15 protein-coding genes are annotated in these 13752 nt (G+C 44.5%); 4 read left to right on the forward strand and 11 right to left on the reverse strand.

The features are described 5' to 3' along the window. Positions 1-185 precede the first annotated feature (185 nt). Both MHH23_RS03675 and MHH23_RS03680 read left to right on the forward strand, forming a co-directional pair. A complete protein-coding gene (locus tag MHH23_RS03675; protein ID WP_003214884.1) occupies positions 186-329 on the forward strand; it encodes a hypothetical protein in 144 nt (47 codons plus the stop codon). 115 nt (positions 330-444) lie between these two features. After that, complete coding sequence (locus MHH23_RS03680; RefSeq protein ID WP_056704239.1) at positions 445-1764, forward strand: UDP-glucose dehydrogenase family protein; 1320 nt, start codon at positions 445-447, stop codon at positions 1762-1764. 40 nt (positions 1765-1804) lie between these two features. Here MHH23_RS03680 and MHH23_RS03685 read toward each other — a convergent pair whose 3' ends face one another. The 5 genes from MHH23_RS03685 to alsS form a co-directional block, all read right to left on the reverse strand. Continuing rightward, positions 1805-2338, reverse strand: coding sequence for a chromate transporter (locus MHH23_RS03685; protein WP_007497548.1), 534 nt, complete (start codon positions 2336-2338; stop codon positions 1805-1807). Further along, positions 2338-2898, reverse strand: coding sequence for a chromate transporter (locus MHH23_RS03690; protein WP_056408440.1), 561 nt, complete (start codon positions 2896-2898; stop codon positions 2338-2340). The genes MHH23_RS03685 and MHH23_RS03690 overlap by 1 nt, the downstream gene beginning before the upstream one ends. A 37-nt stretch (positions 2899-2935) precedes the next feature. Next, on the reverse strand, positions 2936-3412 hold the full coding sequence (locus tag MHH23_RS03695; RefSeq protein WP_017360010.1) for an Lrp/AsnC family transcriptional regulator: 477 nt from the start codon (positions 3410-3412) through the stop codon (positions 2936-2938). 153 nt (positions 3413-3565) lie between these two features. Then, a complete protein-coding gene (gene budA / locus MHH23_RS03700; protein ID WP_370529243.1) occupies positions 3566-4327 on the reverse strand; it encodes an acetolactate decarboxylase in 762 nt (253 codons plus the stop codon). Positions 4328-4371: 44 nt separating this feature from the next. After that, on the reverse strand, positions 4372-6072 hold the full coding sequence (gene alsS / locus MHH23_RS03705) for an acetolactate synthase AlsS (RefSeq protein ID WP_041091433.1): 1701 nt from the start codon (positions 6070-6072) through the stop codon (positions 4372-4374). A 150-nt stretch (positions 6073-6222) separates the two neighbouring features. Between alsS and alsR the strand changes: the two genes are divergently transcribed. Both alsR and MHH23_RS03715 read left to right on the forward strand, forming a co-directional pair. Then, a complete protein-coding gene (alsR, locus tag MHH23_RS03710) occupies positions 6223-7110 on the forward strand; it encodes an acetoin biosynthesis transcriptional regulator AlsR (protein ID WP_039962952.1) in 888 nt (295 codons plus the stop codon). Positions 7111-7169: 59 nt separating this feature from the next. Next, positions 7170-7787: a flavin reductase family protein gene (locus tag MHH23_RS03715; protein ID WP_024718717.1), complete on the forward strand. Its 618-nt coding sequence runs from the start codon at positions 7170-7172 to the stop codon at positions 7785-7787. A 233-nt stretch (positions 7788-8020) separates the two neighbouring features. Here MHH23_RS03715 and rbsB read toward each other — a convergent pair whose 3' ends face one another. The 6 genes from rbsB to MHH23_RS03745 are packed head-to-tail and all read right to left on the reverse strand — an operon-like array spanning position 8021 to position 13654. Further along, positions 8021-8938 (reverse strand): ribose ABC transporter substrate-binding protein RbsB, encoded by a 918-nt coding sequence (rbsB, locus tag MHH23_RS03720; RefSeq protein ID WP_017368181.1) that lies wholly within the window; start codon positions 8936-8938, stop codon positions 8021-8023. A gap of 13 nt (positions 8939-8951) precedes the next feature. Continuing rightward, on the reverse strand, positions 8952-9905 hold the full coding sequence (rbsC, locus tag MHH23_RS03725; protein WP_007497532.1) for a ribose ABC transporter permease RbsC: 954 nt from the start codon (positions 9903-9905) through the stop codon (positions 8952-8954). Position 9906: 1 nt separating this feature from the next. Further along, on the reverse strand, positions 9907-11388 hold the full coding sequence (locus MHH23_RS03730) for a sugar ABC transporter ATP-binding protein (RefSeq protein ID WP_340958918.1): 1482 nt from the start codon (positions 11386-11388) through the stop codon (positions 9907-9909). 15 nt (positions 11389-11403) lie between these two features. Then, positions 11404-11796 carry a D-ribose pyranase gene (gene rbsD / locus MHH23_RS03735; RefSeq protein WP_340958919.1) on the reverse strand — a complete coding sequence of 131 codons (393 nt, stop codon included), beginning with the start codon at positions 11794-11796 and terminating at the stop codon, positions 11404-11406. Further along, positions 11793-12671 carry a ribokinase gene (gene rbsK, locus MHH23_RS03740; RefSeq protein WP_340958920.1) on the reverse strand — a complete coding sequence of 293 codons (879 nt, stop codon included), beginning with the start codon at positions 12669-12671 and terminating at the stop codon, positions 11793-11795. The genes rbsD and rbsK overlap by 4 nt, the downstream gene beginning before the upstream one ends. After that, entirely contained in the window at positions 12668-13654 is a 987-nt protein-coding gene (locus MHH23_RS03745) for a LacI family DNA-binding transcriptional regulator (RefSeq protein WP_008343265.1), read from the reverse strand. Before MHH23_RS03745 ends, rbsK begins: the two co-directional genes overlap by 4 nt. Between the last annotated feature and the right edge of the window lie 98 nt (positions 13655-13752).

Raw genomic sequence — 13752 nt, forward strand, 5'->3', positions numbered from 1 at the left:
TGACCCGCTCCTAACCAAGTAAAAGATTCCAATTCTTTTATTATAGCTCAATGGTGATTTATAAAAAAGTTTTTCATGAAAATGGTCATAAATTTCAAAAGCTGTCGAATGATGTATTAGAGTATTGCATAAACCAACCATACAGCATATAATATTGAAATTAGTGGAATCGAAAGGATACAGACATGGATAATAAGGGTTTAAATCAAGAAGAGTTTTTAAAGATTTTGATGTACGCTCATGATATTGGTGAAAATTCAAATGATGTCACAACAAAAGAAATGCTTGAAAATCTGATTGCTCATATTCGAAATGGTCTTGTTTCATAAAAGTAGCCCCCCTGCTCTCTCAGCAGGGGGTTTTTGTATGCTTTTATGAATGGAACGAAAATTCCCGGCATACGATGACATTACAAGCATAAGGAGTATGGGGAGCTGATGTGTCATGAAGATTGCGATTGCAGGCTGTGGGTATGTAGGGCTTGTCACAGGGGTGTGTTTAGCAGAGGCGGGACATGATGTGACATGTATGGATATTGACCGGCGGAAGGTCATGCAGCTGAAGCAAGGGAATCCTCCGATGTACGAGCCGGGATTAAAAGAACTGCTCAAACGGAATATGGAGCAAGGACGCATTCGTTTTCACATCAATGGAGTGTCAGCCTATTCGCAGGCTGACGTGTTAATGATTGCTGTCGGTACCCCGCAGCAGGCAGACGGTCAAGCTGATTTGCAGTATGTCTTTCAAGCGGCAAAGGAGATGGGCTTACAAGCAAAGCCAGGCGCAGTGCTTGTCGTGAAAAGTACAGTGCCTGTCGGAACGGGCGATCAAATTGATCATTTGATTCATCACGTGTTAGGTCGTAAGGAGCCATTATCTATCGCATCGAATCCAGAATTTTTACGAGAAGGGTCTGCCATCTCAGATACGCTGCGAGCGGATCGGCTGGTGATTGGAGCCGAAACGAAGAACGGATTAGATCAGCTAGAGTCTATGTATGCGGATTTCCACATTCCATTCGTGAGAACAGATCGGAAAAGCGCAGAGATGATCAAATACGCATCAAATGCATTTCTTGCCACAAAAATCAGCTTCATGAATGAAATTGCTTCGATTTGTGGAAAAACGGGAGCTGATGTTGAGAGAGTTGCAGAAGGGATGGGACTCGATCAGCGGATTGGTGCTTCGTTTCTTAGGGCAGGCATTGGTTACGGAGGTTCCTGTTTTCCGAAGGATACTAATGCCCTTGTCCAAATTGCAGGGCATGTGTCCCATGATTTTGAGCTATTGAAGGCTGTCATCAAAGTCAACAATGAGCAGCGAGCAAGTTTTATTCGAAGTGTGAAGGAGCGGATGGGAGAAAACTTGGAAGGGAAGAGAATGGCTCTTCTTGGCCTTTCCTTTAAGCCGAATACAGATGATATGAGAGAGGCGCCGTCAATCCCGATCGCTCATCAGCTCCATCAATTAGGAGCGGAGATCGTAGCCTATGATCCTGCTGCCGCTCGCAATGCAGCTCAAGAACTGCCTGATCAAGTCCTTTTTGCTCAAACGATTGAAGAGGCGATCAAGGATGCTGATGCTGTCTGTATATTAACTGAGTGGGCGGATATTCAGTCCTTTCCACTTTCAGCTTATAAAGATTTCATGAGGCAGCCGATCATTTTTGATGGTCGGAATTGTCATACGCTTGAAGCGGCAGAAGTAGCTGGTGTCGAGTATCATTCTATTGGGCGCAGGCCTGTCTCTCCTATTTATATGTAATGAGAAAAACCGATAACTTCATGTGTTATCGGTTTTTGCGTTAATGCGGAAGAATGAATCCGCCATATAAAAATGCAGCCACAATCAGAAAGGCAGGGTGCAATTTGAATTTGGTCATAAAGAAAAATGAAATGGCGGCAATGGCAAGTGATTGCGTCCAGCCAATGGCTTTCACGGCATCTCCACCAATTTCCCATGTTAATAAAAGCATCATCATGGCAATGACAGGCTGCACAGATAAGGTCATGCCTTTGACGACAGAAGATTGGCGAAAACGGTCAATGAGTTTTAGCAGTAAAATCAATCCAATCGCAGACGGCAGGACCGTCGCAAGCAGTGCAACGATAAAGCCTGGCCATCCCATGACATCATAGCCTACATAAGCCGCAATTTTCGTAGCGATTGGACCTGGAAGTGCGTTGGCTAATGCGAGCATATTGGAGAACCCTTCGTTTGTCATCCAATGAAAATGATTGACGATTTCTTCATAATTGAGCGGAATGGAGGCAGGTCCTCCGCCATATCCTAACAGATTGGATAAGAAGAATGCCCAGAATAAAAAGAGAATCAGCATCACGAAGACACTCCTTTCTCTTTATTTGTTCGAGTCCAGCGATCTTTCAGTTTGAAATGAAAGGCACCATAACATAAAAAGATGATGACAATGATGCCTGGATGAATCGAGAGTACTTGAAGACCGACAAATGCCAAAAGGAATAGGACGATTCCGAAGATCATGCCGAAGCCCTTCAACGCTTTTTGTCCAAATTCATATGCCATCATTCCTAACAGAACGGCAATCACTGGTGTCACAGCACCGATCATATTTTGAATGATGACTGAAGAGCTTAAGACGCTGACAAGTGTAACAAGTGCCACCATAGCGAGACATGTCGGTAAAATATGTGCAGCTGTTGCAACAAAGGCACCAGATACACCTTTTAACCGATAGCCGAGGTATGCCGACATTTTCGTAGCAATCGGTCCGGGCAATGCGTTGGCGATGGCGAGTGTTTCTCCAAATTCGTCATCATTGATCCATTTGTATTTGACGACCGCTTCATGGCGAATGAGCGGGATCACAGAAGGTCCTCCGCCAAATCCCAGAATACCGGTTCGCACCATGGCGATCATGAGTTCAAGATATGATTGCAAGTGGTTCAACTCCTATCTACAATTTCATGCCCATTCGGCTTTTGTATCGTTTAATGAGCATTTGACAGTCCACACTGACGACGCCTTCAAGCGGGTACAGCTTCTTTGTCAGGAACGTCTCCATTTCCTGTTCATTTTGAAAAATGCCATGCATATGCAGCTTGCTTGGTCCTGTCATATGATAAAGGCTTGTGACGGCTGTTTCCTGCTCAAGCTGAAGGGCGACTGTTTCTAAACATTTCGGCTCAACCTCTACGTTAAAAAAGACAGAGACATGAATGCCGATCTTTGCTGGATTAATGACAGCGGTGAATCGTTCAATGACACCTGCTTCAATGAGCTGCTGAATACGGGCTTGTACAGCAACACGGGAAAGGCCGACTTGTTTCCCTAGATCCGTGTAGGACATACGCCCGTCCTCGTGTAATAAGGAAAGAATTTGTTTATCTCTTTCATCTAATGTTAAGTTTGGAATGCGATATTCATGTGCCACCGTATAACCACCTTTCTTCTGTTGATATTCTATCATATTTTATTACGAATAGAATGTTTGATTTTTAATTGAGTAACGAAATGAAATAATAAAAGAGGATAATATATCTTTTTGTATAAAAAAACACCCCGGTATCACCGGGGTGTGTTCATTTTATTTTTCTGGGCTGCTTTCCGCACTGGCAATTTGCTGTGCAAGGTCAGCACGATCAATGTCTGCTTGGAAGAACTCCTGCGTATTTGGCAGGTGTAAATTCATGTGACGTTTTTGAGAAATTCGGATGGTCACTTGATCCACAGTGTAATCAAATACATGCCCGCCTACGCTTCGATCATCATCAATAAAGTGGAGATGATATCCACTTACCGCAATGCCATGTGCGTACTGTGGTGTACGGAAGCCTGCAATCGTTCCGCGAATATTTTCAAAATCGAAAATAGGCTGTGACTTGACTGCTTCCACCATCGGAACGTAAGGTTTTTCCTGTTTTTCAACCGTACGGGTTTGAACCTTTTTGAATGACCCATCGATGCGGATCGCATAAAAGACATTCTTGCTCGGTAAGATTCGGTCGATTTCTTCCTCTAGCTCTTTGGACGTCATCGGTGCATCAATTCGATGAACGATGTCCGTTTCAAAGAATGCTAGAGAGCAGAATGGTGAATAATCTTGATCGGTTACTGGTGTGGCTGTTCCATCAGAGCGCAGTCGATAAAAAGCGCCGTCAAAGCCGATTAGTTCCCCATCTAATTGATTGAATGTGCCAATGCCAAAATCACCGTGCTCGGGAATATGTGATAGGGAGAAATCTCCATCGTATACGGCTTCCAGCAAGGAGGTCATGGTTGATACTTGATAGACCTCTTGCTTTTTGTCCTGCGGTATTGTGTTGTTTTGTTGATTCATTGGGTGCATCATACCCATGTCCGCTCACTCCTTTAAAGTAATGTATCGAAGTCTTATCTGACGTTCGTTGTGTGTTTTTCACGAAAGACTTCTGGCCATTTTTGACTGGCGAGGTCTGGGTTGTCTTGATAGTCTATCGGAATATCAATAATAACGGGTCCTTCTATGTTTATACCCTTTTGAAGGACAGTTGAAAGCTCTTCAGGTGAGTTGACACGTAATCCAGTTGCTCCAAAGCTTTCTGCATATTTCACTAAGTCGATCTGACCGAACTCAACACAAGACGTACGGTCATACTTCATTTCCTGCTGGAATGCCACCATATCGTATGTGCTGTCGTTCCAAACGAGATGAACGAGATTTGTTTTCATGCGCACGGCTGTTTCTAATTCCATGGCGGAGAAGAGAAAACCGCCATCACCTGAGACTGAAATGATCTTTTCATCTGGATTCAATATGGAGGCTGCAATCGCCCATGGTAATGCCACGCCAAGTGTTTGCATTCCGTTACTCACTAGGAACGTGTTCGGTTCATAAACACGGAAGTGGCGAGACATCCAAATGGCGTGCGATCCGATATCACATGTCACTTTCGTGTCATCTGGGATGATACGTCTCAACGTATGAATGACATCCAGCGGGTGTGATAAATGACTTTCTCTTTCTGGTGTTTTTTCGATATCACTTAACAGCTCTTGTAATTCTGTGACGAGATCTACGTTCTTTTTGCATAATGAAAGTGGAACGCTGTCATGAGCTAGATGTTGCACCGTTTCAGATATATTGCCCACAAGCTCAAGCGTCGGTTCATAGAAATGGTCAATATCTGCCTGCATGTCATCCACATGGATGATTTGACGCTGCTGCGGTTTCAAATTCCAATGCTTCGGATCGTATTCGATTGGATCAAAGCCAATAGTTAAAATCACATCCGCTTTCTCAATGAGAAGGTCGCCTGGCTGATTACGGAATAAGCCGATTCTGCCCACATATTGAGGCTCAAGCTCTCTTGAGAGAACGCCGGCTCCTTGGTACGTTTCGACAAATGGGATACCAAGTGTTTTTAATAATGTTCTTGTCGCATTTGCCGCAGCTGGACGGCTAGCTTTCATTCCCACAATTGCAACAGGTAAGTGCGCATTTTGAATCTTGGCGATGGCCGAACTGATGAGAGCATCCGGTGCAGGACCTAGTTCTGGAGAAGGGTGAGCAGACACTGGTGTTTGTGTGGTGTGTTCGGTCACGACATCTTGTGGAAAGCTGATAAATGCTGCCCCAGCTTGACCTCTTTGTGCCGCGCGAAAAGCATTTGTTAAGGCTTCTGGTATATTGTTTACGTCTTGTACTTCAACGCTATATTTTGTCACTGGTTTGAATAATGCCGCATTGTCGAGTGATTGATGTGTTCGTTTGAGCCGATCCGCACGGATGACGTTTCCAGCGATTGCAACAACAGGGTCACCTTCTGTATTGGCTGTTAATAGACCTGTCGCTAAATTGGATGCGCCAGGACCTGATGTAACGAGACAAACGCCTGGTTTGCCAGTTAAACGACCGACAGCTGCTGCCATGAATGCCGCATTTTGTTCGTGTCTGCATAGCACAAGCTCTGGACCTCTGTCTTTTAATACATCAAATACTGCATCAATTTTTGCACCTGGAATCGCAAAAACATGGGTCACACCTTGGGCAATGAGCGTATCGACAATCAACTCTGCTCCTCGTTTTGTTAGGGGTTGTGTTTGAGAATTCATTTACCCCGCACTCCTTTCGGCAAGTAAAATTTTTTATGAAAATATATTTTCATGATATGATTTACTATACATTTCACAAAATAAATTTTCCAATATATGTTTAACGTAGTTTTAATATGTTTTACGAATAAGTGTTTGAGGAGTGAAAGGATGGAACTGAGACATTTGCAGTATTTTGTCACAGTCGCGGAGGAGCTGCATTTCGGCAGAGCGGCCGCACGATTGAACATGACACAGCCTCCACTTAGTCAGCAAATTAAGCAGTTTGAGGAAGAATTGGGATTTCCTTTGTTTCACCGGTCTAAAAGGGTGGTGGAGTTAACAGCTGCTGGAAAGGTTTTTTTACATGAGGTCCGGGGGGTGCTGCATCAGCTTGATAAAGCCGTTGATCATGCCCGGCATACGGCAAGAGGGGAGCTTGGGAAGATTATCATCGGTTTCGTTGGTACAGCGACATATGATATTCTGCCGCCAGTTGTCCGTGAATTCAGAGAGCGGTACCCCTCTGTCAGTATTGAGCTGCAACAGCTCTCTGTCCCGCAGCAGCTTGAGGCGCTTTTGAATGGTGAGATTGATATTGGTTTTTTGCATCCTACATCACCGCAAGAAGAATTGGTCAGTCGTTTAATGAAGCAAAGTGAATGTATTTTTGCGATTCCGAAAAACCATCCGCTGGCGGAAAAAGAAGCTGTCACGATTGAAGATATTCGTGATGAGCCGATTATTTCTTTATCAAAGGAATCATGGCCGTCCCTTTATCAGCATTTTGTCCTACTTTGTGAAAAGTACGGATTTTCACCCAATATCGTGCAGGAAGCAGCAGAATATCAAATGGTCATTGGGCTTGTCACAGCGGGAATCGGAATTGCTATCATTCCAACATCGGCCCGGCGTTTATTTAATTTAGATGTGGTGTATCGGTCAATTGAAGGTGAGCAGCTACTCGCGGAATGGACCATTTCTTATAGACGAGAAAATCATAATCCGGCATTGTTTCATCTTGTCCATCATATTCTCCATCGCGCTGAGCCGGAATAAGGGAAGAGAGAACGGGGTATGGTATGATGTCGTTACATACAAGAGGAGGCATGTCTGAAGTGATTACATTACAAATGGATCAGCTGTCACGAAAAGAAGCATATAAAGTATTATCTGGTTCCGTCGTTCCAAGACCCATTGCATTTATTACAAGCCTTTCTAAAGAAGAAGTCGTCAATGCTGCACCATTTAGTTTCTTTAATGTCATCAGCGGCCATCCTCCGCTGATCGCTGTTTCTATTGGACGTCGTCAAGGAGAGATGAAAGATACAGCAAAACATATCATCGACAGGGAAGAATTTGTTGTCCATGTGAGTGATGAAGCGATGATTGAAGATATTAATGAAACAGCTGCTACTTTGCCAGAGGAAGAGAGTGAGCTGACTCGTACCGGTCTTCATCAAGTGAAGAGCAGCGTGGTGTCAGTGCCAGGAATCAAGGAAGCACGCATTCGCTTTGAATGTCAGCTGGAAAAACATCTGACCTTTCAAAATGATGAGGGGGAGATCACAGTCGATCATATCATTGGCCGGGTGGTGTGTGCGCATTTAGATGAATCCGTCTATGATGCGGAAAAAGGATATATTTTTACGAATGAATTAAAGCCAGTCGCGCGCCTAGCAGGTAATGATTATGCCCATTTAGGTACGCCATTTGTGCTGAAGAGGCCGGAATAACATCTAAAACCCCCGAGGCTATCGGTGGTCCAGCGTGTAGACAAACCCTCGCATTCTTTGTCAGTCCTGCGCTTCGGTGCTCACGAATGTCAATTCGCTCTGCTCCGGTGCTCGTCCTTCCTAGACTGCAAAGGTTTTCTATCAAGCTGAAAAGAAGACAAAGGGCTAAAATCAAGTTCATTTCAGCCTTTGTCTATAATCTAAAACCCCCGAGGCTATCGGGGGTTTAGTGTTTATTTCTTTTGTTCTAGTTTCAATGGCGCGGCGATATTTTTTTCTACCTTTTTGCCTTTTAATACATCGTCAGCAGCGCCGACTGCCAGTTGACCGATCAGCTCTGGCTGCTGCGCGACTGTTGCAGATAGTTTTCCTGCTTTGATCGAGTTGAGTGCATCTTCATTACCGTCGAAACCGACGACAAGAATGTCTTTTCCAGAGCTTTGGATGGCCTCTAGTGCGCCAAGTGCCATTTCATCATTGTGGGCAAAAACGGCTTTGATGTCAGGGTTTCCTTGAAGAAGGTTTTCCATCACGTTGAGCCCTTTTGTCCGGTCGAAGTCAGCGGCTTGTTTTGCTGTGACATCTAACTTTTTGTCTGCAATTTGATGGAAACCTTTTCCTCGTTCACGTGTCGCAGAAGCACCTGGTACACCTTCTAGTTCAGCCACTTTTGCTCCTTTACCGACTTTGTCGATGATAAAGTTAGCTGCCATTTCGCCGCCTTTGATGTTATCGGAAGCAACGAGCGCTTCAACCTTTCCGCTTTCTGCCGAACGGTCTAATGTGATGACCGGTATGTCTGAAGCATTCGCAGATTCGACAGCCGTTGATATAGCTGAGGAATCGGCTGGGTTAATGAGTAATGCATCGACCCCTTGTTGAATTAAATCTTCTACATCACTTGTTTGTTTGGCTGAATCATTTTGTGCATCGGCAATGACAACTTCAATGCCAAGCTTTTTCGCTTCTTTTGTCACACCGTTTTTAAGAGAAACGAAGAATGGGTTATTTAAAGTCGAGATCGATAGTCCGATTTTTATGTCTTTTTTCTTGCCATCCTTTGTTGATTTGGCCCACTCTGGCGGTTCAAGCGAGCAGGCAGAAAGCATGAATAATGAGAGAGTCACGATCAGGATTACATATTTTTTCATAGCAGCTGCCTCCTTAAGCAGATTTCTTTCTGTCGAGTAGGACTGCAATCAAGATGACAATCCCTTTCACAACAGACTGATAGAATGATGAAACACCAAGTAAGTTCATACCATTGTTCAAGACCCCAATAATGAGTACCCCGATGAGTGTGCCGACAATTCGCCCTCTTCCGCCTGATAGGCTTGTCCCGCCAAGTACAACGGCAGCAATTGCATCAAGTTCATACGACGTACCAGCTGTTGGCTGGGCTGAGTTGAGACGAGATGTTAAGATCGCACCTGCTAAAGCAGACATAAAGCCGGCTAATGAGTAAATCATGATTTTGACGCGTGGTACTTTAATACCTGAGATGAGGGCTGCTTTTTCATTTCCGCCAATGGCATACGTTCTTCTGCCAAAAGGTGTTTTATGAAGCAAGACCCAAAGAACGATAAAGGTGAGAAGCATGGTGATCGCTGGAACAGGAATGCCTAAGAAGTATCCACGACCAAATAGCTGAAATGCATAGTTAGAGCCAAGCCCTGTAATTGGGTTTCCGTCTGTATAAACAAGCGTCAATCCTCTGAAAATCGTCATCGTCGCAAGTGTTGCGATAAAAGGAGCCATTTTTCCTTTTGTGATTAAAAGACCGTTGATCATTCCAAGGATGGCACCGATGATACATCCAACGATGATGGCAAGAATCGGGTCCAAACCAGATACAATAAAGCCGGCAGTCAGAGCACTAGACAGCGCTAGAATGGCACCGACAGACAAATCAATTCCTCCGGTTAAAATAACAAACGTCATGCCAAAGGCAATGAGGGCGTTAATGGAGATTTGTCTGAGTAAGTTTAAAATGTTTAATGGTTCTAAAAAGGCCGGATTTAAAATAGAAACAATGGCAACAAGGATGATGAGTCCTAAGAATGGCCCAAGCTTTTGCATGATGTTGTCAAATCGTCCATTTGAAGTAAGTGGTTTCATGTTACTTCCCTCCTGTAGCTAGTGTCATAATTCGTTCTTGTGTAGCTTCTGTTTTACTTAATTCGCCGCTGATGGTTCCTTCATGGATGACAAGCACTCGATCGCTCATCCCAAGAACTTCTGGGAGCTCAGAGGAGACCATCAAAATCGCAACGCCTCGATCCGTCAGCTCGTTCATGAGCTGATAAATTTCTCGTTTCGCCCCGACGTCGACACCTCTTGTCGGTTCATCTAAAATCAGCACCTTCGGCTGAATGCCGATCCATTTGGCGATGACGACCTTTTGCTGATTTCCACCGGACAGGCTGCGTGCAGAAATTTCAGATGAAGCGGTTTTGATCGTGAGTCGTTTGATAAGCAGGTCAACAAAGTCCTGCTCGTTTTTCTTATCGATCAGCCCCTTTGGAGAGAAGCTGTCTAAGTTAGGCAAGCCGATGTTTTCCCGGATGGATGCATCAAGCATCAGTCCTTCATCTTTACGATCCTCCGTGATAAAACCGATGCCAAGTTTGACTGCATCACTTGGTTTTTTAATGACAGCTTTTTTCCCATGAACCCAAATTTCCCCTTGATCCAGGGGATCGAGTCCAAAGAGCGACCGCATCATTTCCGTCCGGCCAGCACCCATTAAGCCTGCAACACCGACAATTTCTCCAGCTTTGACGGAAAAACTGACATCTTGAAAGCGGCCTTTCCTCGTTGCTTGCTTCACTTCTAGGACGGTATCACCAGTAGAAGGTGTGCGTTCAGGGTAACGATCGGTTAATTCGCGGCCGACCATTTTTTTGACGACTTCATGGAAATTCGTGTCCGGTATCGCTTTCGTATCGACCGTTTTCCCGTCACGCATGATGGTTATTCGGTCACAGATGGCGAAGATTTCTTCCATCCGGTGAGAAATGTAGACGATGGAAACGCCTTCTTTTTTGAGTGATTCAATGACCTGAAATAGCTTTTCAATCTCACGGTCTGTGAGAGCAGCTGTTGGTTCATCCATAATAATGACCTTTGCATCGGTCATTAACGCTTTCGCAATCTCAATCATCTGCTTTTGTCCGACAGAACAGCCTCCTGCCTCTTGATCGAGCGATAGGTTGACAGATAATCGGTCGAGCTGCGCTTGGGCGAGGGTTTTCATTTTCTTGGTGTCTAGGAGACCAAGTTTTGTATAGATTTCTTTCCCGATAAATAAATTCTCGAGTACCGTCATATCAGGCCATATATTCAGCTCCTGATGAATGAAGGCAATCCCGTTCTGCTCGGCTTCTTTCGGATTATTGAAAGCGGTTTCTTTTCCGTCGATTTGAATCGTTCCTTGATCCAGGGAATAGAGTCCTGTCAGCAGATTCATTAACGTTGATTTTCCTGCCCCGTTTTCACCCATTAGTGCATGGACTTCACCTGTGACGAGGTCAAAGGAGACCCCGGCGAGAACGGTGTTTTTTCCAAAGGCCTTATGGATGTTATGCATTTCAATGTTCATAAGTGGCTCCTCCTTTTAAAAGATGACACCGGCATGAAGAATGCAGTTTGCGTATGGGGTGGCTTCACCCGTTCGAATCACTGCTTTTGCCTGTTTGGTCATGTCTTTAAATGTCTCGTGATCGACTTCATCTAACGGATGTGAGAACGCTTTCTTTAGAAATAAATGATCTCTCTTATTGGCTTCTTTGATTTCACTGGCGATCGTGATGTGTTCAACGGCCATTTCCTCAAGAAGAAGGGAAGTAACCTCCTGAAAGGATGGTGTGCCGATGGATAATGCAAGGTCGATCTTGACCGGGCCTTTTGGAATGGGCAGGCCGCAGTCTGCGATGACAATTGTATCTGTATGACCAAGATCAGCAAGTACCTTGGCGATATGACTATTTAAAATACCATTTTTCTTCATTTCTTATTCTCCAATTCTTCTCTTGCTGGCATGCCGCCTTGGGCACCAAATTTTGTGACTGAGATAGATGCGGCTAAGTTGGCAAAGGCAAGTGCGTCGTATAGGGATTTTCCTTCTGTTAGTGCTACAGCTAGAGCGCCGTTAAAAGTATCGCCAGCGCCTGTAGTGTCGACGGCTTTCACAGGATAGCCCGGTACCAACACTTCTTTTGATCCGTCAAAGTATCGAACACCACTTTTTCCTTCTGTAATGAGTAATTTGTTTGGATATTGGCGCAAAGCCTCTGCTATGGTGAGTCCATCAAACATAAGAGCTGCTTCGTGTTCGTTTGGCGTGATATAGGCAGCTTGATCTAATATTTGCTGAGAGACTTTGCGAGCTGGTGCGGGATTTAAGATGACTGGGATCCCTTTTTCGCTGCAAATGGTGCAGACGGCTTCGACTGTTTCTTCAGGAATTTCCTGCTGGATGAGGACGATTCCGATTTTTTCAATAGAAGAAAGCGCATCTTTTACATAATGAGGTGTTACCTCATTGTTTGCTCCTTTGACGACAACAATGCTGTTATCCCCTTCAGCTAAAATGATATGAGCTGTTCCGCTTTCCATTTCGGTAACCGGTTTCATATAGGTGGTACGAACACCTTGTGCTTGCAAATTGCTCATAATGTCCTGACCATACGCGTCATCCCCAACCCGGCCGATCATATATACATCTGCACCAAGCCTTGCGCTTGCTACTGCTTGATTGGCTCCTTTTCCCCCAGGAACCGTTTTAAATGATTCGCCTAGGACGGTTTCTCCTGCATTGGGACGCTTACTCGATGTGACAACTAGATCCATGGAACAACTTCCTACGACAACTATTTGACTCATTGTGAATCCACCTTTCTCGTGGTCTCTCGTTCAATAAAAGAGACGGGCATTTGAATAACTGCTTGATCAATTGGCTGTTTTTGAATGGCTTTAATGATTAGCTTTGCGGCTTCTTTCCCCATATCATAGGCAGGCTGCCGGATCGTTGATAAAGAAGGGAAGAGCAGTTCACTTTGCGGAATATCATCAAATCCAATGATTTGGACGTCTTCTGGAATGGCTTTTCCAATACGAAGCGCTTCGTGTACGACGGCTGCTGCGACGATGTCATTGCTGGCAATGATGCCATCTGTTTCAGGGTACAGCTTGAAAAGAGCCTTGGCGCTTTTTCGGGCTTCCTGAAAAGAAAAAGAAGCGTTAGACATCACATGAAAGTTAGCACCTTCTTCAGTCAGAACATCAAGTGCGCCTTTGAATCTTTGCCGCGCCGTTTGAAGATGAGCGGGCCCTTTTAGCAATGTGATTTGCTGACTGCCGCGTTTGATTAATTCCATTGCAGCCATTTTCCCACCTGCCGTAGCATCGGCAAACACAGAAGGCGCATTTGGAACGGTACGATCTAAGAAGACAACAGGCAGTTCATCATCATTGTACAAATCCGATTCAGGTTCGTTTGTGACAGCGATGACACCGACCACCTGGTTTTGCTTAAAGGTTTGTAAATAGGCCATTTCCTTCTCCCGATCTTCATCACTGTTTCCGAATAATAAGCGAAAACCGTTTGCATGAATCTCATCCTCAACGCCTCTAGCCAGCTGAGGGAAGAAGGGGTTTGTGATATCAGGTAAGATGAGACCAACTAATCTTGATTCTCTTTTAAAAAGGGATCGTGCCACTTCATTGGGGAAGTAGTTTAGCTCCTGCATCGCTTGTGTCACACGGGTTTTCGTATCAATATGGACGTATCCAGTATCATTGAGCACGCGTGAAACAGTTGCAACAGACACTTGAGCAGCTTTTGCAACATCTTTAATTGTAGCCAATGGAGTGCCTCCCTTCTTTGATGTGTAACCGTTTACACAGATAGATTATCACGAAAGCATTGAAAAAACAATCTTAAAAAAATAAAAAAAGAAAAGAA

Source organism: Bacillus sp. FSL K6-3458, from assembly GCF_038005045.1.
GTDB lineage: Bacteria > Bacillota > Bacilli > Bacillales > Bacillaceae > Bacillus > Bacillus altitudinis.